18 protein-coding genes are annotated in these 19,645 nt (G+C 39.4%); 6 read left to right on the top strand and 12 right to left on the bottom strand.

Features of this window, described 5'->3' with window-relative positions; genetic code table 11:
• Positions 1-12 precede the first annotated feature (12 nt).
• Positions 13-807, bottom strand: a complete 795-nt coding sequence (locus NYE65_RS18725; RefSeq protein WP_034314482.1) for an NAD kinase — start codon at positions 805-807, stop codon at positions 13-15.
• Between the two features lie 49 nt (positions 808-856).
• Complete coding sequence (locus NYE65_RS18720; RefSeq protein ID WP_034314484.1) at positions 857-1,477, bottom strand: GTP pyrophosphokinase; 621 nt, start codon at positions 1,475-1,477, stop codon at positions 857-859.
• A gap of 319 nt (positions 1,478-1,796) precedes the next feature.
• Between NYE65_RS18720 and NYE65_RS18715 the strand changes: the two genes are divergently transcribed.
• The 4 genes from NYE65_RS18715 to NYE65_RS18700 all read left to right on the top strand — a co-directional run bounded on the left by NYE65_RS18715 (position 1,797) and on the right by NYE65_RS18700 (position 4,590).
• A complete protein-coding gene (locus tag NYE65_RS18715; protein WP_340861438.1) occupies positions 1,797-2,375 on the top strand; it encodes a CYTH domain-containing protein in 579 nt (192 codons plus the stop codon).
• A gap of 22 nt (positions 2,376-2,397) precedes the next feature.
• Positions 2,398-3,063 (top strand): lytic transglycosylase domain-containing protein, encoded by a 666-nt coding sequence (locus tag NYE65_RS18710; protein WP_445670423.1) that lies wholly within the window; start codon positions 2,398-2,400, stop codon positions 3,061-3,063.
• 232 nt (positions 3,064-3,295) lie between these two features.
• On the top strand, positions 3,296-3,700 hold the full coding sequence (locus tag NYE65_RS18705; protein WP_053534150.1) for a globin domain-containing protein: 405 nt from the start codon (positions 3,296-3,298) through the stop codon (positions 3,698-3,700).
• Positions 3,697-4,590: a ClpXP adapter SpxH family protein gene (locus NYE65_RS18700; protein ID WP_082201283.1), complete on the top strand. Its 894-nt coding sequence runs from the start codon at positions 3,697-3,699 to the stop codon at positions 4,588-4,590. Before NYE65_RS18705 ends, NYE65_RS18700 begins: the two co-directional genes overlap by 4 nt.
• A 924-nt stretch (positions 4,591-5,514) precedes the next feature.
• On the opposite strand, the gene pepF is transcribed toward NYE65_RS18700, so the two are convergent.
• From pepF to NYE65_RS18670, 6 genes are all read right to left on the bottom strand, one after another.
• Positions 5,515-7,332 carry an oligoendopeptidase F gene (gene pepF / locus NYE65_RS18695; RefSeq protein WP_063577054.1) on the bottom strand — a complete coding sequence of 606 codons (1,818 nt, stop codon included), beginning with the start codon at positions 7,330-7,332 and terminating at the stop codon, positions 5,515-5,517.
• Between the two features lie 167 nt (positions 7,333-7,499).
• The gene (locus tag NYE65_RS18690) at positions 7,500-8,708 is read right to left on the bottom strand and encodes a competence protein CoiA (protein ID WP_340861436.1); all 1,209 of its coding nucleotides are present in this window, start codon (positions 8,706-8,708) and stop codon (positions 7,500-7,502) included.
• 97 nt (positions 8,709-8,805) lie between these two features.
• A complete protein-coding gene (gene cls / locus NYE65_RS18685) occupies positions 8,806-10,314 on the bottom strand; it encodes a cardiolipin synthase (RefSeq protein WP_340861435.1) in 1,509 nt (502 codons plus the stop codon).
• Between the two features lie 89 nt (positions 10,315-10,403).
• The gene (mecA, locus tag NYE65_RS18680) at positions 10,404-11,072 is read right to left on the bottom strand and encodes an adaptor protein MecA (RefSeq protein ID WP_034314498.1); all 669 of its coding nucleotides are present in this window, start codon (positions 11,070-11,072) and stop codon (positions 10,404-10,406) included.
• Between the two features lie 494 nt (positions 11,073-11,566).
• Positions 11,567-11,962 carry a transcriptional regulator SpxA gene (gene spxA, locus NYE65_RS18675; RefSeq protein WP_034314502.1) on the bottom strand — a complete coding sequence of 132 codons (396 nt, stop codon included), beginning with the start codon at positions 11,960-11,962 and terminating at the stop codon, positions 11,567-11,569.
• Between the two features lie 793 nt (positions 11,963-12,755).
• The gene (locus tag NYE65_RS18670; RefSeq protein ID WP_034314505.1) at positions 12,756-13,337 is read right to left on the bottom strand and encodes a GNAT family N-acetyltransferase; all 582 of its coding nucleotides are present in this window, start codon (positions 13,335-13,337) and stop codon (positions 12,756-12,758) included.
• A gap of 96 nt (positions 13,338-13,433) precedes the next feature.
• Between NYE65_RS18670 and NYE65_RS18665 the strand changes: the two genes are divergently transcribed.
• Complete coding sequence (locus NYE65_RS18665) at positions 13,434-13,622, top strand: hypothetical protein (RefSeq protein ID WP_034314508.1); 189 nt, start codon at positions 13,434-13,436, stop codon at positions 13,620-13,622.
• A gap of 52 nt (positions 13,623-13,674) precedes the next feature.
• Here NYE65_RS18665 and NYE65_RS18660 read toward each other — a convergent pair whose 3' ends face one another.
• Positions 13,675-14,817, bottom strand: coding sequence for a putative glycoside hydrolase (locus tag NYE65_RS18660; protein WP_340862148.1), 1,143 nt, complete (start codon positions 14,815-14,817; stop codon positions 13,675-13,677).
• 566 nt (positions 14,818-15,383) lie between these two features.
• Between NYE65_RS18660 and trpS the strand changes: the two genes are divergently transcribed.
• Positions 15,384-16,370, top strand: a complete 987-nt coding sequence (trpS, locus tag NYE65_RS18655; protein ID WP_328177465.1) for a tryptophan--tRNA ligase — start codon at positions 15,384-15,386, stop codon at positions 16,368-16,370.
• A 248-nt stretch (positions 16,371-16,618) separates the two neighbouring features.
• On the opposite strand, the gene NYE65_RS18650 is transcribed toward trpS, so the two are convergent.
• The 3 genes from NYE65_RS18650 to fabF all read right to left on the bottom strand — a co-directional run bounded on the left by NYE65_RS18650 (position 16,619) and on the right by fabF (position 19,619).
• A complete protein-coding gene (locus NYE65_RS18650) occupies positions 16,619-17,374 on the bottom strand; it encodes a YjbA family protein (RefSeq protein WP_034314514.1) in 756 nt (251 codons plus the stop codon).
• A 114-nt stretch (positions 17,375-17,488) separates the two neighbouring features.
• On the bottom strand, positions 17,489-18,253 hold the full coding sequence (locus NYE65_RS18645) for a DUF2268 domain-containing protein (RefSeq protein ID WP_328176042.1): 765 nt from the start codon (positions 18,251-18,253) through the stop codon (positions 17,489-17,491).
• A gap of 127 nt (positions 18,254-18,380) precedes the next feature.
• On the bottom strand, positions 18,381-19,619 hold the full coding sequence (gene fabF / locus NYE65_RS18640) for a beta-ketoacyl-ACP synthase II (protein WP_034314517.1): 1,239 nt from the start codon (positions 19,617-19,619) through the stop codon (positions 18,381-18,383).
• Positions 19,620-19,645 lie beyond the last annotated feature (26 nt).

Below are 19,645 nucleotides of genomic sequence, written 5' to 3'. Positions count from 1 at the left end.
GAGTCTATCTCCTTAATTAGCAATAAATGAATCATGCACTCTTTTCCAGAAAGGAAAAGGGCGGAATCTGGCAAATCGGATCTTTTCATCTGCCACCCGGCACTGTATCGACTTTACATTTTCCTGAAGCAAGGACAAATGGTCGACCGTAATTTGAAAATTGACCGCATTGACCGGCCTGAACATACATGTATGATGTGCCGGCAGCAGAAGTGGAGATCCTACCGTTCTAAACACCCGGTTATTAATGGATGCCAATTCGGTAATCTGGATGGCATCGATTGATGGATGGACGATGGCCCCGCCAAGCGCCTTATTATACGCCGTGCTTCCAGATGGGGTCGCAATGCATAAACCATCTCCACGGAACGTCTCGAAATGCTGGCCGCGTATTTCAACGTCCATTACGAGCGTCCCTTCAACACTTTTGACTGTCGATTCATTCAAAGCCAAAAATCTGTTTTCCCGTCCTCCATGCTGATAACGGACAATCGTTTCGAGCAGTGGATATTCCACTATTTGAAATGGGGTTTTGGCTAAAGCTATCACCAATTTTTCGATTTCATCAGGGGTCCAATCTGCATAAAACCCAAGATGTCCTGTATGTACTCCAACAAAGGCGGTTTTATCCAATCGATTCTTATAACGGTGAAAAGCATATAATAAAGTGCCATCACCACCGACAGAAATGACAATATCCGGCTGATCTTCGTCATATTCCAAATGAAAGTCCTGAAGATACGTTCGCATCCTTTGCATTAAAGTATTCGATTTCGCATCTCCTTTTGACGTAATCGCAAATTTCATGTAATCCCACCTTCAATTTAGATTTCTTCTCGTTTACCCATTTATTTGTTCAAGAATCTTTCTTCCGGGAAAAAAGACGCTGGGCTTCCTGGATTTCCGTACGGATTTGCGACATCTCTGCATCAAGCAGGAAGGCAGCTTCAGCTGCACGTTTGAGTCGCAGTTGAATATCTTCCGGGAAAATGCCTTTATATTTATAATTTAAAGAATGTTCAATCGTCGCCCAAAAATTCATCGCAAGAGTCCTGATTTGAATTTCGGCAAGGATATTCTTTTCGCCATGGATCGTCTGGACCGGATAGCGGATCACAACATGATAAGAACGATAGCCGCTAGCTTTTTTATGGGAAATATAATTCCTCTCCTCGACTATCTCGAAGTCATTTCGACCTCGTAAAAGTTCAACCACCTGTTCGATATCATCCACGAATTGGCACATCATGCGAAGCCCTGCAATATCCTGGATCTCAGTTCCCAATTTATCAATGGGAATGTCCTTTAGGCTCGCCTTATCCAATATGCTGACAATCGGCTTTACCCTGCCTGTTACAAATTCGATCGGTGAGTGAATATTCTCTCTCTCAAACTGTTTCCTTAAACCCTTTAGCTTAACCTTCAATTCTTCGACAGCCTGAGTATAAGGCGCCAAGAAATCGTCCCAACTCTCCATTGCCACACCACCTATATCTATCTAAAAAGCGCCTGTTCAACTCTGGTATGGGCAGAACGCTCTCCTAAACCCAGCAGCCAAATGACTTTATGCCAATTCACCACTGGATCCTATTACATCTTTCTCTAGCAAAGAATATGTATTAAATTTCTATATATACGATTGACCAATTCTCGTGCTCAACGTTTATATTTTATCATATCCTGCAATTGATTCCTAAAAATTCAAGTACAATAGCAAAAAATTATTGAATTCAATTTGACAGCTGGAATGGTTCTTATATGATTAACCTAAGAATCAGCGAAAAAGGATGGGACACATGAACCAGCATATTGAAATTGAATTTAAAAACCTCTTAAGCGAAAAAGAATTTCGTCAACTGATCGAATACTTTCATGTCGGGGCATCGAACTTTAAAACACAGAAAAACCATTACTTCGATACACTTGGATTCTCTTTGAAACAGCAAGACTCTGCACTTAGGATCAGGGAGAAAAATGGGCGATACGAGCTGACTTTAAAACAGCCCGCTAAAGAAGGATTATTGGAAACGAATCAAGATATTCCTGAAGAAACCGCATATGGCTTCCTGAAACATAACATATTCCCTGATGGCGAGATCCGACATCTTATCCTCGAGTGCGGAATTGATCCAAAAGACTTTACCTGCTTTGGGACACTACAGACAGACCGTTTTGAATTTCCTTACAAAGAGGGTCTGCTCGTTTTAGACCATAGTTCGTATTTGAATCAGGAAGACTTTGAGCTTGAATATGAAGTGTCGGATGCAAAAGCCGGGAAAAAAAACTTCCTGACCCTCCTTGAAACCCTTAAAATTCCGGTAAGGGAAACCGAAAATAAGGTTAAGAGGTTTTATCGTGCCAAATTCCAAAAATAATCCTGTTTGAACCCATTCGGAGGTGGAGAGTTTGAAAATCCAAGATTTCAAAACGTTTATGGAATTGCAGGCAATCGAGCAATTCACGAACGGCAACATCAGAAATACAAATTCATCTCGATCCGTTTTCCAGGACATGCTCTCGGCATTGGTTTCGAGTGATGCTCTAGAAGGCGCTTCGCAGACATTGGGTTCCTTATTATCCAATGTGGAAACGGAAGCGAAGAAGTCCTTTCTTCAACCCATCGGCCTGACATCGAACATCAACCCGATTTCCGCTGCCCATGCTAACAATCAGAGCAGCGGAAACGCAACAAACTATGATCATATCATCAGCCAGGCGGCAAGTTTATATAATCTCCCGGAAAAACTGATTAACTCTGTCATTAAACAAGAATCGAACTTCAACCCTGAAGCCACCAGTTATGCGGGTGCAACCGGCCTTATGCAGTTAATGCCAGCAACTGCAAAAAGCCTTGGGGTGGATGATGCAACCGATCCAGAACAAAACATCATGGGCGGGAGTAAATATTTAAGTCAAATGATGGCACGTTATGACGGGGACATTCAGGTTGCCCTTGCTGCATATAATGCTGGGCCTGGAAATGTCGATAAATATAACGGCATCCCTCCTTTTAAAGAAACTCAGAACTATGTCCAAAAAGTTTATGGCACATTTTCAAGCTAAAGCAAGCTGACCCTGTTTATTTATGATGGGTCAGTTTTTTCATGTCTATATATTCTTCTTCCACGCATCTGAAAAAATGGTAAAGCTCCTCAAATGCTGTCATCTTCGATCATTTCCCTGTGTCATACTACAGATGTAAAATTTTCTTTAAGCTATATATTTGTTATATCAGTACGTCATTGATAAAATATGATTAAATATCAACCATCTTTCTTTAAAAGGAGTAATCAACATGATGCAAGGGAACCCTACACCATATGAATTAATTGGAGAAGGGCAATTACACAAATTAATTGATGTGTTTTACTCCAACGTTAGTCAACACCCGGATCTGCAGCCAATATTCCCTGACGATTTAACTGAAACAGTCCGTAAGCAAAAACAATTTATGACTCAATATTTAGGCGGGCCCTCTTTATATACCGAAGAGCATGGCCATCCTATGTTGCGGGCTCGACATATACCTTTTGAAATTACACCAGAACGTGCGAAAGCATGGCTCTCATGCATGTATCAAGCCATGGACGAAGTTGGCCTTGAAGGTGAGATTAGGGAGTTTTTCTATCACCGCCTCTATTTGACGGCACAGCATATGATCAATACATCCGGAACTGACGGGAAAGGAGAAGACAGTTGAGCGCACAAAAACCAGTTTTCAATATTTCCGATTGGATCAAGACGCAGCATTGCTATGAAATAGGAAAAAAGCCAATTGAAATTTATGTTTTTGTTGATCCGCTTTGTCCCGAATGCTGGGGCTTAGAACCAATTATTAGGAAATTACAGATAGAATATGGCCAACTGTTCAGTTTACGCCATGTTTTAAGCGGTAAAATCGATTCTCTTAATATGGGGAAAAATAAAAATTATGAAAACCTTGCTCAAGTTTGGGAAAAGACAGCCAGCCGCTCGGGAATGTCCTGCGACGGGAGCCTTTGGTCTGAAAACCCAATCTCTTCTCCATATACAGCTTCCATCGCAATAAAGGCAGCGGAATTGCAGGGCCGTAAATTGGCCATTCGTTTTTTAAGGCAGCTTCAAGAATATGTATTCATAGGTAAAAAGGATATATCCAATATCGAGGTCTTGACCGAATGTGCCAAAATGGTCGGTTTGGATGTGGAGGAATTCCTTTATGACATCAATTCTTCCAGTGCAGCAAAAGGCTTTCAATGTGACATGAAAATCACAAGTGAAATGGAAGTGACTGAAATACCTTCCCTTGTCTTTTTCAATCAAAATATTGAAGAAGAGGGGATAAAGGTTTCAGGTGTCTATTCTTACGAGGTATATGTTCAAATTTTAGAAGATATGCTGAATGGTCTTCCAGCCCCCGCACCCCCTCCCTCTCTCGAAGAATTTCTAAGCTGTTTCAAACTAGTGGCCACAAAGGAGATTGAAACGGTTTATAATATGAGTAAGAATACCGTCGAGTTGGAAATGAAAAAGCTTGTTTTAAAACAGTTGGCAGAGAAAATTCCTGCTAAATACGGAACGTTTTGGAGATACACAAAGAAACAGTCATGAATTTGACTGCTTCTTTGTTATATTTTAAAAAGGAAAAACCATGCAAATCAAAAGATTGCATGGTTTTTTTATTATAAGAAATAAGGGGATGGGAGAAATTTTTCACGATCAAACAAAGGGGTATAAGTTTGTTTGTGATTTACTTCACAATATATAATATAACAGATAACCCATTTATGTTTCAACTATATGTGTAACTTTTCACAAATTGTTCACAATATATATTTTTCGTCTTTTATTATCCTTTCTAGTATATATAGCTAAATAAGAGACGGTTTTAATTTTTAGAACATACGTGTTTTGATAGCTGATTTAGTATGGGATTGAGTCTATTTGTGAAATGTGTCACAATAATGACTAAAAATTTCTCTTTTTATTCATTCAGCTTATGTTCAACTTTTATTACTACCATTATAGTTCATGCACATGAAAAACCCCGGCAAATCAAGAAATTTGCTGGGATTTCACCTATTTATACGATTAAGGGGATAGGAGAAATTTCACGACGAACAAACAAAGGGGTATATGTTTGGGATGTGATAACTTCTATATCTGTACTATAGCAGATTACACACCTTATTTGCAAGAACTTTGTGCGCGACTTCACATTATTGTCATATTCTTAGAATACTGCTTATTCTAAAACATACTATCTAATAATGAGCAGATGAGTTTTTACTGCTGCCAGGTTGGAGGTGACCAAATTGAAAGGCTTTATTCTACTCATACTCTTGATAGGGTCGCTATTTGTCCAGCTACTCGGTATCATGGACCTCATTCCTCTGTATTTTACCTCCCCTATTTTATTTTTTGTTTTGTTCATAATTCTTCATAGCTTAAATCAGAGAAATCGTTTTAAAGGATTATGACGGACATCTAGATAAAGATGAAAAGGACCCGAAGTGTTCGGGTCCTATCCACATCCTATTTATTCAAAAGTTCTTCCAACTCATTTAATTTTTCCTCGAATACATTCATGGCTTCTTGTACAGGCTCGGCTTTTGTCATATCGACGCCGGCCTTTTTGAGTACTTCAATCGGATAATCGGAACTTCCTGATTTCAAGAACTCCAGATACCTTTTGACAGCAGGCTCTCCTTCTTCAAGGATTTGCTTGCTCAATGCTGTTGCTGCACTGATTCCAGTTGCATATTGATAAACATAGTAATTATAGTAGAAGTGTGGAATACGAGCCCATTCCAAACCGATTTCTTCATCAATGGTCACGTTCTCGCCAAAGTATTTCTTGTTCAGCCCATAATATTCCTTAGTAAGCATATCCGCCGTCAACGCTTCCCCATTTTGAGCTTTTAAATGAATCGTATGTTCAAACTCTGCAAACATCGTTTGTCGGAACAATGTGCCACGGAAGCCTTCCAGGTAATGGTTCAGTAAATAGATGCGTTTCTTTTCATCTTCGATCGAATTCAGTAAATAATCATTCAACAGGTTTTCATTACAAGTGGATGCAACTTCCGCTACAAATATTGAATAATTCCCGTATGGATATGGCTGATGTTTACGTGTATAGTAGCTATGGACCGAATGCCCAAACTCATGAACGAGCGTGAATAAGTTATTGACGTTATTTTGCCAGTTCATTAGAATATAAGGGTTCGTCCCGTATGTCCCCGAAGAATAGGCGCCGCTTCGTTTCCCTTTGTTCTCATGCACATCGACCCAACGGTTTTCAAATCCCTCTTTCAAAACGTTCAAATAGTCCTCCCCTAGCGGAGCAAGACCTTTAAGGACATAATCTTTGGCCTCGTCATATGTCACTTCCATCTTCACTTCTTTAACAAGAGGAGTGAATAAATCATACATATGGAGTTCATCTAATTCCAGTACCTTTTTACGTAAATCAAGATAACGGTGCAGTAATGGCAAGTTGTCGTTGACCGTTTTAACGAGATTATCGTATACGGTCTCCGGAATGTTATTATTACTTAACGCCGCTTGGCGTGCTGAATCATATTTTCGAACCGTGGCATTGAAGTTGTGGTTTTTCACCTCACCTGACAGTGTTGAAGCAAATGTATTACGGAACTCCCCGTACTTGCTGTATACCCCTTTAAATGCCTCCTCACGTACACGGCGATCTTCACTCTCAAGAAATCTGATATACCTTCCGTGAGTAATTTCCACTTCATTTCCCTCTTCATCCTTGATGGTCGGGAATTTCAGATCGGCATTGTTAAGCATACCGAAAGTATTACCCGATGCATCGAGTACTTCTGATGCCTGCGCCAATAGTTCTTCCTGCTCTGCTGATAGGATATGGGGTCTCTGAAGATTAATTTCCTCTAAAGAATGTTTATATAATTTCAATTCTTCTTTTTCTTCCAAAAACCCTTCCACTTTACTTTCGTCAATACTCAATAGTTCAGGAACCATATATGAAAACGCAGCCGCTGCCTGTGCGTATAAAGCTTTTGCCCGATCCTCCATCCCTTGATAAAATGGATTGGTTGTATCTTGATCATTGCGCATATGTGAATAAGAATAAACTTTCCCTAGCTTCTCGAAAACCTCATCTTGAAGTTGGAGGGCCGCAAATAGCTTTTCTGCGCTTTCTCCCAACGTCCCTTTATGCGCCTCCGCTTTCTTGAGGTCTTCCTTTACCGCTTTGAAGGCAGCTTCCCAATCTTCCTCGGTTGCGAAGATATCTTCCAGTCTCCACGTATCTTCAGGAGCTATTTCACTTCTTGAAGGTAATGTATTCGTTTTTGTTTCCTGTGCCATAAAAATTCCTCCCCATTCTATTGAAACTTGCTATTGGGCTAACTCATTAAACCGGATTGAACACTGCAATGCTTCATTCTGTTTAATTCCCAGTTCTTATTACTATTTCTCCATTTACAAAAATAATCCTGCCATTTCATCTGAATTCAAGATAAATTGAGATGTCATCACTGATTATACTGGATATTCCCCTTTTCCATCATCAATTTATGCTTATCATAGAAATCATTTTCCAAAATCTGAGCTTGATCACTGGTGAAGGGAAGGGTAAATTCCTTTTCAACTTTAAAGACCCCTTCTTCCAGCTTTGATAAATAACCCAATTGTTCCATAAGCATGATATATTGATCTATAGGATACTCGATGGTTTTTTCATGAAGCAATGGCAACGGTCTGAACTTTATTTCCCCTTTTTTTGAACGCTTTCTAAAAATGCGGATAATATCAGCCATATAAATCTTTTCCCCTGTTCTTTTCTCTTGAAACGCATCCATGTATAACCATGCCTGCCATTCGATTGAGGCAGTTTCGATCAACAGCATCCCTCTGACGGGAACACCCACTTCAATTGGAAGTGTCGCAGGTGAAATATGATGTAAATATAGGGCTTCGAAAAAAGGATCGCATCTGCGTGCTGTTTTCACTCGATGGAGCGACCAGCCATTTCTTTTATATCTCCATACAGGCAGAAAAGGGAAACGAAAGCAGTTTTGGGGCACTGCCCGACTAGGGGTAAGGAGCTTTAGAGAAGCTGTTGTCAATTCGGCAAATACGGTTCTAGGGGTAAAAGGAGTGAGGTTCTTCAAAACTGATAAATGATCAGTTTCCGGGCAATACATCCAAAGAAACGGATGATGGAAGCTGCCGGTGACGAAGAGCCATTGGAAGCGGGATATACTGAATTCATAAAAGCTTTTCCTTTTTAAGCTTTTTGCAGCGAGGATCCAGATTGGTTTAATGCCTATGCTTTGATAGGCTCTTGACCTTTCCATGAAATCAGCCTCGGGGATAACTGAGCATTGAAATTCTATCGCATAACGATTACCTCCTATCCTCACTAAAATATCAGTCCTTTTCTTAATTTCGGGAAGGTAGGCTTCTAGATCCACTTGATAACCATGTGATAAAAACCACTGAAACAATTTTCTTTTTCCCATTAAATGATAGGCGGATTCCGGTTCTGAAGAAGCACGGCATGAAGAACTATTTTTATGGGCGAAATGCGGAACCCTTACACTGCCCGCTTTGATGGTCAATTCCATCTTGCAGCATGGACAGTAATAATCTGCTGACTTTCTCCAGTCATCAATCATGTTTGCCGGTATCTTTTCAGGGAGGGTAATCCAAGTCCCATCTTTATTTATCGCAGTTAGCATACATCTCCTCCTCACCCACTACATTCGCCTGGTTCGCTTAGGATTCCTTTTAATGTGAAAAAAAAAATGCCTGATCGGCATAAAAGAGAGTTACTATCTAAAGAAGGGGTGAAAGCAATCGGCAAGTGGACTCCAATAATTTCAAACCGAAATTCCGTTTGGAAAACTCATCAATCTCCACTTCCTTGGATACCTTTATATCTTCCATGTAATCATTCACCAGCTGCTGAGCACTTTCCGTCCGGTAAAGAAATGCATTGACTTCGAAATTCAGGTGAAAGCTTCTCATATCGATATTGGTTGTCCCAATTGATGCCATTTGGTCATCCACTATGATGATTTTACTATGCATGAAGCCTTCATTATATTGAAATATACGAACTCCAGAGGCAAGCAATTCGGGAAAATAAGTTCTCGAAGCATGAAATACGATACGTTTATCGGGGTTCTTCGGGACGAGAAGCCTGACATCCAAACCACTTAAAGCAGCCACCTTCAACGCTTGTAAGATATTGTCATCAGGAACGAAATACGGGGAGGCAATCCAGACGGACTTTTTTGCTGAAGTGATCATCTTAAAAAAAATGCTTTTAATGATCGTCCATTCACTATCCGGCCCTCCGCCAATCAATTGAACTCCGCCATATCCGTGATGGTTCGGCATTCCGGTCATGAGGTATTCATCGCTTAAAAAACTATTGTTGGTGCTATAATACCAATCCTGCAGAAATATGAGCTGTAACGTCCTGACCGCTTCCCCCTTTATGATGAGATGCGTATCCCTCCAAGAACCGAATTTCTGGTCTTGTCCCAAATATTCATCCCCTATATTGAGGCCGCCGATGAAACCGACAGAGCCATCTATCACAATTATTTTACGATGGTTGCGAAAGTTGAATTTATTATTTAATAAAGGGAGATGCAACGGACCAAAGGCCACCATTTCGGCTCCCGCATTCTTCAGTTCATCGATATAAGATCGGGCTAACTTCCAGGAACCAACCGCATCATAGAGAAAACGGACCTTTACCCCTTCTTTTACTTTTTGTATCAAGATGTCTTTTAGCAGTCCGCCAATGCGGTCATCCCTAACAATATAATATTCTAAATGAATATGATGTCTTGCTTTTTTTAATTCTTCGATGATATTGGAAAATGTCTCCTCACCATTCCGTAAAACCCTGGTTTCGGTCGTAAATGATACAGGACTATTCCCCAGCCTATTTGCAAGATTGATTAACTGCTGAGGGTGCTCGCCCATTTCCATAATTCGTTCATTATATCCCGCTTCGCCGCTTATTTTCACGAAAGTCTGTTTATCCAAAAAGTACTTCTTGCGAAATATCCTATCTTTCCGAAAATTACGGCCAAACAAAAAGTAAAAAATGAAACCGATGAATGGGAAAGCGCAAAAAATAACAAGCCATGTTATGGTCTGGATGGGATCTCGATTTTCGAGGAAAATGTTGAATCCAATTATCACCAAGAAAAGGGTCAAAATAAGGCTAGAATAAAAAATCAGCCTGCCATCAACGCCATTTAATAGAAAATGCCAAGTGCTGACCAACATGAGAATAAGCAGACCGATGCCAACTATATTCTTCACCTAGACTCCCTCCAATTAACAAACACAGGAACACTAAAAAACCCCCTTAGACGAAAAGGCCGATTTCTACTGAAATCGGCCTCAACAGTCTATGCGAAATATTTATCGACCGTTGTGAATACATCATTTTCGATAACTATCTTTCCGTACTCTTCAAGCATATGCACCGTTATAGGCGACTCCTGGCTATATTCCAATAAAAGACTTAGAACATTATCGATTTCTTCCTCATCAATCTCCGCTTCGGAAAATTCGATATAAAGATAATATTTATTCTGATAAACATAAAGTTTAGTCGTCCAATCATCCAAGCCATGACGTTTGCTTAATGAAATGACATCTTCGAAATCCTCGAAAGTCGTGATGAATTCAATCATACCATCTTCGAATGTCATACCGCTTTCTTCATCTTTGCCATGAAAATGTTGATCAAGAAGCGTATCCATCTTGTCTGATACATTCAAATCCCTTAACTTATCATCTGAAAGAGGCAGCTCGAGTTTCTGACCATCTTTGGCAAGCTGGGCTTTTGTGACCAAAACCTCCAAGCCTTTTTCAAGGGCTTGAACTTGAATCCATAAAGGTCCTTCAATCATGAATTCTTCTTCCTGATGCACTTCATCCATCATTTCCCAAAAAAGTTCCTCACTTCTCTCGCGGCTGTACCAAATTTCTTCGCGATCAAAGCCTCTTTCCTCAATATCTATATAGGAAATATAAAATTTTACTGTATCGTCATTAATGCGTTCGATTTCCATGATTCCCCTCTCCCTTCCTTTCTCATTTTGAAGGGATAATAACCCCCAAGCGAAAATTGCTCTTAAAAGCTCTTTACCCGTAAGTGAATACTGTAAATCATGATAGTCATTAAAACAGACTATTTTACATCATTTTATGACAAAACCTTGAAGAAGGGAAATAAAAAACATTACTTATCTAAAAAACAATTGTTTGCCTAATATTCCATTCATTCTATAAAAAAATACATCCGCATGCAACTATCATAATGCTTTATTAAATTTCACTCTTACTGCCGTCAATGTCATATTATATACATGGCATGATGAGCTGCATTCTTATTTTTTCTTAAAATGATGACCGGTTCAAGGGACCTGTTGCAGCTAAGAAACGACCGCTGTCGCCTATCAATCCTGTTATGTTCCCCGTCATTAAGTTAAAAAAATCAGCGGAAAATCGGATATGTATAAAGAAAAAGCCCTGCACATTTCCTGGCAGAGCTTGAAAGACCTTATTAGTTGACCATACGTTGTGCTTCCCGTAATTGGAAGGTACGAACTTTACGTGGTAAAAATCGTCTTATCTCATCTTCATTATAACCAACTTGAAGCCGTTTCTCGTCAAGGATAATTGGACGTCTCAACAGTCCAGGATTCTCCTTGATCAATTTATATAATTCTTGAAGAGGCAGGCTCTCTAAATTTACGTTTAACTTTTGGAAAGTTTTTGACCGTGTTGAAATGATTTCATCGGTTCCATCTTCTGTCATTCGAAGAATTTCTTTAATCTCATCAATCGTTAACGGTTCTGAAAAAATGTTTCTTTCTTTATATCCAATCTCATGTTCCTCTAACCATGCTTTTGCTTTTCTGCATGAAGTACAACTAGGTGATGTATATAATGTTACCATGCTTACTCACACTCCCTAAATATAGAATCGGTGATCTATGAGGGGAAATCTACTATTAGTATTCATAAGTACCACTCTAATTTGAAATAATTTTAAATAAGTATTTCATGTTCCTTATTATACACTAATTTTTTTAAAATGAATACCCTTTTTGATATTTGAAAAAATCCTTTAAAACTTCCTGTTCAGGCTGTACTATAACTATTTCATTTTTTTATGTAATACATTAAGACCACATTTTCTAATTGAAAAAACATACCTGCCATTCTCATTTAACTCTCAATTCGGCCCTCATGATTATTTAATTATCTCGTTACTTTTATTTACCCCCAATCCTTGTCAATAAACAAGATCATGTTAATATATTTTCTTTAATAAAAAGCAAATTCCTCCTTTTACAAGAAAAACCATTCTTTTAGCACATATATTTCCAAAAGTGAAAAAGGTAATTCGAAAGAATCCGCAATAAGGGAGTAATCTACCATCCAAGAAGTTATGGATATTCATTTGCCTGCAGAATATGCCAGTAAAAGACAGTTAGTCTTCAGTCTATAAGTCGATTCAGCTGATTCCAGAAATCCGCTCCCTTTCCGCCGACTGTCTGCCAAGCCTCCTCGACGCAAGCGTCTACGGGGTCTCGGCTAGCCAGCTTCTCGGCAGGTGTGTCGCATATTTCTCAATATATTGGAGGTTACATCCAAAATGACTTTATTGAATATTAACCAAATTATCCTTTTAAAAAACATGATCTCGACAAACTAAAAAGGGCCGGTTAACAACCGGCCCTTTTTACTCAAACTTCCATCTCTTTAAAAATATCGGCTTCCTGACCTGCATTCAAGCTAAGTACATCATCTACATCTTGATAAGATTTCCCATAAAGATCATCATCTTTGTAAGTATGGATTTCAGAATAAATCTCTTTCATGAAATCAAATACATCTTCTTCATCAATAGATGGATTTGCCGGCCAATACAAGATTTCCATAGGCGTATTCTCCTTGGTGGCAAGCGATTTTCTGCTGTAGGAAATCGAAGAGGCGTGCTTGAATCCTTCCCTTTTATAAAATTTCAGCCTTTTAAATGTATCATCATCATTTTCTTGTACTGGTTCTACTTCCAGCAAGATCGTTTTCTGCTTTTTTTGCAATTTTTGAATTAATTTTCTTCCAAGTCCCTGCCCCCTTGATTTCTTTGATACAAAAAGGTAATCAACGAATATAAACTCGTCCCCTTCCACATATAATAAAACATGGTCGGGACCTTCATCCTTTTTATATATTTCCTGCTTATCTTCTAAAAGAACTTCTATGTGTTCTTTTGACTTCATTTCTTCAATAGGGAAATACTGGTTTAGCTTTTCATACCAATTCATAATTTAATCTCCTCATTTGCTAGTTTATACTTTCCAGATTTTTTCTTATCCTCTACAATGGAACTTGAATAGCTTGAAAATATTAGGAGGGTTTTGATGATCAGCTACTTTTTGGACTTTTTTTTAGTCGCCGCTTGCGTTATTGGCATTACGGCTGTGAATGGCGTTGTGACGAATGGAATCGGCGAAAAATGGTTTGGCGGGAAACGTCACTCTCATATTTTCGATCAATCGAAACGAATTCAGTCAGGGTGGAGTCAAGTTGGCGGGAATAAAAAGCGGTAATTCAGAGAGAATTTTGGATGACCGGAAGGAACTTCCTAGGTCATCCTTTTTTTCATGGGGTATAGTCTACTCCCTTTGTATATCGATTTGCTGCATTCCACAATAAGTATTCATCAATACCATTATCATTCAATGCTTTTATTTGGGCTTCCACTTCTTCCTTACCATACCTTTGGTAATTACCATCACCTAAATATGAGGCAGTAAAATCTTGGAGCCAAGGTCTTGAAGTAGGTGGTGTTTTTAATTCCTTTAGCTTCCCGTTCTCCAATTTCGCATATTCCTTAACGAGATTATAAGGCTCCAAATCAGGCTTTTCGATACCAAAATAAGATGTCCAGTGGCTCGGATATATCATCGAGGAAATAACATCAACATTCTCAGAGATTTTTGTGAAGTTTTGCCCAATTCCGGGAGCTTCAGGCAATGTAGCCGCATATCCGAAAATATCCACCGACACTTCGACATCGTATGGCTCCAGTTGCTTCCTCGCATAACTTACGAAATCCGTAACTGCCTGAACCCTTTTGGCTGTATGACTCATTTTCGCTTCATCATATTCACCGACATCATATTTCAAATCATCTTCTTTATTTTCGAATCCTTCGGGAAAACGGACATAGTCAAATTGAATTTCTTTAAAACCCATCTTTGCCGCTTCAATGGCAATACCGACATTATAATCCCACACTTCTTTTAAGAATGGGTTAACGAAGGCTTCCCCTCGACCATTCTTCCATACCTTTTCACCATCTAAAAAAGACAACTCAGGTTTCTCTTTGGCCAAAAGGGAGTCTTTAAAGACGACAACCCTTGCAATCGGATAAATCTGTTTATCCTCAAATTTTTTCAGCATTGCCCTCGGGTTTTTTATGTAGTCTTTACCAATCCCAGCATATGGAGAGTCGGGATCATCCGTTTTATACGTTACGTTCCCCTTGTCATCCTTAATGTCAATGACCATCGCATTCAAATCGGTTTCATCTACATATTTGATAAGTTCATTCAGTTTATTGCCACCCGCTGCAGGCCCTGTCACATATATTCCGCGTACAGCATCCGGATAGTCGAATTTCAACCCCGAATCAAAAAAACGCGGTACGCTCGCAGGCAATTCTTTATTTTCTAATGCTACCTGCCTCGTTTCGTTCATGCCTTGCGCATGAACTGGCTGTTGAATCAGGAATATGCACATACCTGTCATCAACCATTTACACATTGGTTTCATTTTCTCCACCTCATTCGCCATCAGTCATCAATATTCAACAAATATAATAAACCCCTTTCTTTAATACCACAAACAATTAACTTTACTCCTATATATGATAAATAATTAAAAAAACTGCTTTACAAAGTTTCAGCTTAAGAATACGTTCACAATCCTGTATTCCCTTGTGAGTATCCTTCCCTAAAATGGTCTGCTCATTGTGGTATATGTTAAACGGTTTGATTTTCCTCGAACCCTTCATTTCTTCCATGTCAAAAAAGAAACGGAAATCCTTTCTAATGGCTTGATTTCCGTTTCGATTATACATTTAATATGAATAAATGCTAAAATACAGTATAGTGGACATTTCGTATTCTCAGAATGGCATCGATACAGGACAAAACGGCCCTCCACAAGATTCAAATGAGCGTTTCCCCACACAGGAACATGCACATTTCTTTCAAAGAATGTGGATTCATTTTCTATCTATCCTTACAATAATGAAGAGCGAATATCCATTTATCAATAAACGTATTTAGAGGAGTGACTAGCAGTTGAAAAGGATTTTCTCCGGCATTCAGCCATCCGGTTCCGTTACTTTAGGAAATTACATCGGAGCCATGAAACAATTCGTTAACTTACAAAATGAATATGAATGTTTCTTTTGTATTGTTGACCAACATGCAATTACAGTTCCACAAGACCGCATCAAGTTAAGGAAAAACATTAAAACATTGGCTGCTTTATATCTGGCCATTGGCCTGGATCCTGAAAAGAATACCATCTTCATTCAATCAGAAGTACCAGCGCATGCACAGGCAGGCTGGATTTTACAGAGTATATCCTATATTGGGGAACTTGAGAGAATGACACAATTCAAGGACAAATCCGCTGGCAAAGAAGGGGTATCCGCAGCATTGCTCACTTACCCGCCGCTAATGGCTGCTGATATTCTCCTTTATAGTACAGATGTGGTCCCTGTCGGGGAAGATCAAAGACAGCATCTTGAATTGACACGCGATCTGGCTGAACGATTCAATAAAAAGCATAATGACATATTTAAAATCCCGGAAATCAGCCTCCCTACAGAAGGGGCCCGTATCATGTCCCTTCAGGAACCAACCAAGAAAATGAGCAAATCCGATCCTAATAAAAAGGCGACGATTGCCTTATTGGATGACCCGAAGCAAATCGAAAAAAACATCAAGAGCGCAGTTACCGATTCGGAAGGAATTGTCCGTTACGATAAGGAAAACAAAGCAGGTGTTTCCAACCTGATGTCCATATACTCCATTTTCAGTGGAAAAACCTATTCAGAAATTGAAGAGATGTATGAGGGCAAAGGCTATGGTGACTTTAAAAGTGATTTGGCTGAGGTGGTTCTTGGAGAAATCCTCCCAATCCAAGAACGCTATAATGCATTGATCGATTCACCTGAATTGGATGAAATTCTGGACCGCGGTGCAGAAAAGGCGAATATTGAAGCCAATAAAATGATCAGAAAAATGTATAATGGGATGGGACTTGGCAGAAAGAGATAAAAGAAGACGATTCTCAACGAATCGTCTCAGTGTGTAAACAAAAGGTTTCGGAATGGTATCATTCCGAAACCTTTTGTTTGTTTGGAGAAGTTGACCTCTCGTGATTCTTTCTCACATTCTTGCCAAATATGTCACTCCGCGGGCTCAGGCAAATTTTCAAATTGTACATAAAAAACTGTAGACAGATTCGATTTTCATCAAGTCTGTCTACAGTCTGAGACTTATCCTCAACGGATCGTCTTTTTTGTTCATAAAATCGATGGGCTATCGCCAGCCTCCACTTGCCAAAGCTTTTCAAAAAAAGGCTGCCCCTTCACAAGGTTTTCACAAAGTTGAAGGTGCTTCTCTGACCAGCCTTCCTTCATTTCTTCATATAACTCAAGCCATGCTATCTGAAAATCCATTTCTTGAATGCTTTCATATTTCTCAGGGGCCCATTCTGTGTACCAATAGCGGATTTCAGCAGTGTTTTTCGCCGTGAATAATTGGTCCATGGCCATGAATAACAATTGCTTAAGCTGTCTTTCTTTTCTTGTCAAACCGTTCATGAATAAGGGAGACGGCGACAAAATATGATATTCTTTCTCAGATGTAGGTTTTTCAGTAAAGGTGTAATCCATCTCATCATGGTTTTCTATCATGTCATAAACAATTTGTTCCTGCCGGGGAATTATTCTGCTTTTCCTAATCGGAATATGATAACCTATCGTATCAACAGCTAAAATTCCATTTCCGTCAGTCACGATAAAACAATAGTCAAGCTGAATTCGCTCATGATTTTTCCTTGCATATGCTTTTTGATAAACATCATTCAGCAATGGCTTAGGTAATTCTGACAAGTCGTTTTCTATGTAGTGGAACAATGTTGATGACACTTTCAACAAAGGAACTTGATCTAGTAGTTCGATCCCGTCATCTTTCCTCCATTCATGAAAATGACAAATATTATAGCCGTTTTCTTCTCCTTCAAACCAGTTAACCCATACATCATGAAGATATAGCATCATTCATCCCTCACTTAAACAAATTTCTGTTTGTCAATCAGTATAGGCAGGAACCATACAATTTATTCCTATTCTAGAAAACAGATTAAGAAAAAAAGAACGTATATTTTAGCTCTATTTTGATAAGAATTCTTCAGATTGAATAATGAATGATCTTTTCACGGAGAGTTTTTCAAAATTTTTCACCAGGTAATAGCCACTACAGTATCCAAGCATATATGGATATCCTTTTGTCCCAAGCAGAAGTACATCATGAAGAGGATCTGTACGTTTTATTGTGTGCTTTTCCTCTAAATGCTTTCTCCAATATTCTCGTAGTTTATCTTCCTGATATAACTTAGTCCAATTCGCTAAATATTTTGTTCCTAAATATTTCCCCACCGTTCTTTCCGCTAGTCCTTCCATGATCATCGTATCAAGGAGAGTGAATTCTTTTTGGTCCTTTTTCAAATGATGCAGACGGCAAACATGATGGTATTCATGAATCAACAGGGCCTCCATTTCCTTTTCGGCTATCCCCTTTCCGTAAAAAAGGAATAGTTTATCTTTAAAGGCCAACCCTGACTTCGTTTCAACTTTTTTATTCCATATCCCTGTAGACATGAGCGGGAAAATATATATGGGAACATCAGGCCCTCCCCATAGCTTCTTATAAGCTGTAAACAAGCTTTGTGTTTTTTCCCATACATCGTTTTCCTGTAAGTCTTCCCATGTGATTTTTGTTTTTTGATTCGGCGAATACATGCCATGCTTCAATAAATGATGATACATCATTTCAGCATCAAGGGTATCGTTGAAATTGCTTTTAAGTCTTTCCATCATCTGGATCGGCCGGTTGAAATCCTTCCTCATCCATTCATTGGTTGAAATGACTCCCATTTCCCCATACACCTCCGCTTCTATTGACTATCGTATGATTTAATGAAGGCGGATGACACAATATATCCCTTTTCCTTTCAACCTAAAAAAGAGCAGATCCCAAAAAGATCTGCTCTTCCTTCAAAACTTATTGATATTTCTTGAAAAGAATCGTTGCGTTATGTCCACCGAATCCAAGTGAATTGCTGATGGCTGCATTGATTTCGCCCTTCCTTGCTTGATTCGGGACATAGTCCAAATCACACTCAGGGTCTGGTGTTTCAATATTGATGGTTGGAGGCAAAATGCTGTCCCTGATTGCCTGAATCGTGAATATTGCTTCCACACCGCCTGCTGCACCTAACATATGGCCTGTCATTGATTTAGTAGAACTTATAGCAAGTTTATTAGCATGGTCGCCAAAGACTTCTTTGACTGCCATCGTTTCGTATTTGTCATTGTAAGGCGTACTCGTTCCATGGGCATTCACATATTGGATGTCTTCCGGATTCAAACCTGCATCCTCAATTGCAATTTTCATGGCTCTTGCACCGCCTTCTCCACCTGGTGCCGGAGCGGTAATATGGAAGGCATCTCCAGTTGAGCCATAACCAGCTATTTCAGCATAAATATTGGCTCCTCTATTCAATGCATGTTCAAGGTCTTCCAGAACGATGATTCCAGCTCCTTCACCTATTACGAAACCATCACGGTTAAGATCGAAAGGACGGCTAGCGGTTTGTGGATCAGGATTTGTCGATAAAGCCGTATTTGCACAGAAGCCTGCAACCGACATTTTTGTGATTGGCGCTTCGGCCCCGCCTGTAATCATGACATCGGCATCGCCCCGTTGAATGGCTTTAAACGCATCACCAATTGAGTTTGTTCCTGTAGCACAGGCTGTTACCGTACATGAATTGATTCCTTTTGCACCCAGTAAGATAGAAACCTGGCCGGCTGCCATGTCCGGTATCATCATTGGAACGAAAAATGGGCTAACCCGTTTATATCCCCTGTTTAAAAAGTTTTCATGCTGTGTTTCAAGTGTCTCCAGCCCGCCGATACCCGAACCGATCCAGACCCCGACACGTGCAGCATTTTCATCGGTTATTTCCAGCTTGCTATCATTATATGCCATAACGGAAGCTGCAATTGCATAATGCGTAAAACGGTCCATTTTGCGAGCTTCTTTACGATTTATATATGTTTCTATATCAAAGTCCTTGATTTCAGCAGCCACTTTAACGGGAAATTCTTCAGCATTCAAACGAGTTAAAGGCCCTATTCCCGATTTCCCCTCGATTATATTCTTCCATCCAGTTTCTGCATCATTACCAACTGGAGAGATTGCTCCAATACCTGTTACAACTACACGACGATTAGTCATTGAAAATGGCTCCTTCCTATTTTTAA

The sequence above is a fragment of the Peribacillus sp. FSL R5-0717 genome, from assembly GCF_038002945.1.
GTDB lineage: Bacteria > Bacillota > Bacilli > Bacillales > DSM-1321 > Peribacillus > Peribacillus frigoritolerans.
Note: the sequence above shows the minus strand (reverse complement) of the source record. Positions and strands in the feature narration are given on the sequence as shown.

Coding starts and splice junctions, on each gene's coding strand:
- NYE65_RS18645 (WP_328176042.1), bottom strand. CDS start 18,253: ATGGGAGTCATTTCAACCAATGAATGGATGAGGAAGGATTTCAACCGG.
- NYE65_RS18670 (WP_034314505.1), bottom strand. CDS start 13,337: ATGAATTGGTATGAAAAGCTAAACCAGTATTTCCCTATTGAAGAAATG.
- pepF (WP_063577054.1), bottom strand. CDS start 7,332: ATGGCACAGGAAACAAAAACGAATACATTACCTTCAAGAAGTGAAATA.
- NYE65_RS18660 (WP_340862148.1), bottom strand. CDS start 14,817: ATGTGCATATTCCTGATTCAACAGCCAGTTCATGCGCAAGGCATGAAC.
- NYE65_RS18725 (WP_034314482.1), bottom strand. CDS start 807: ATGAAATTTGCGATTACGTCAAAAGGAGATGCGAAATCGAATACTTTA.
- NYE65_RS18715 (WP_340861438.1), top strand. CDS start 1,797: ATGAACCAGCATATTGAAATTGAATTTAAAAACCTCTTAAGCGAAAAA.
- NYE65_RS18650 (WP_034314514.1), bottom strand. CDS start 17,374: ATGCTATATCTTCATGATGTATGGGTTAACTGGTTTGAAGGAGAAGAA.
- NYE65_RS18705 (WP_053534150.1), top strand. CDS start 3,296: ATGATGCAAGGGAACCCTACACCATATGAATTAATTGGAGAAGGGCAA.
- spxA (WP_034314502.1), bottom strand. CDS start 11,962: ATGGTAACATTATATACATCACCTAGTTGTACTTCATGCAGAAAAGCA.
- mecA (WP_034314498.1), bottom strand. CDS start 11,072: ATGGAAATCGAACGCATTAATGACGATACAGTAAAATTTTATATTTCC.
- NYE65_RS18720 (WP_034314484.1), bottom strand. CDS start 1,477: ATGGAGAGTTGGGACGATTTCTTGGCGCCTTATACTCAGGCTGTCGAA.
- NYE65_RS18690 (WP_340861436.1), bottom strand. CDS start 8,708: ATGCTAACTGCGATAAATAAAGATGGGACTTGGATTACCCTCCCTGAA.
- fabF (WP_034314517.1), bottom strand. CDS start 19,619: ATGACTAATCGTCGTGTAGTTGTAACAGGTATTGGAGCAATCTCTCCA.
- NYE65_RS18665 (WP_034314508.1), top strand. CDS start 13,434: ATGATCAGCTACTTTTTGGACTTTTTTTTAGTCGCCGCTTGCGTTATT.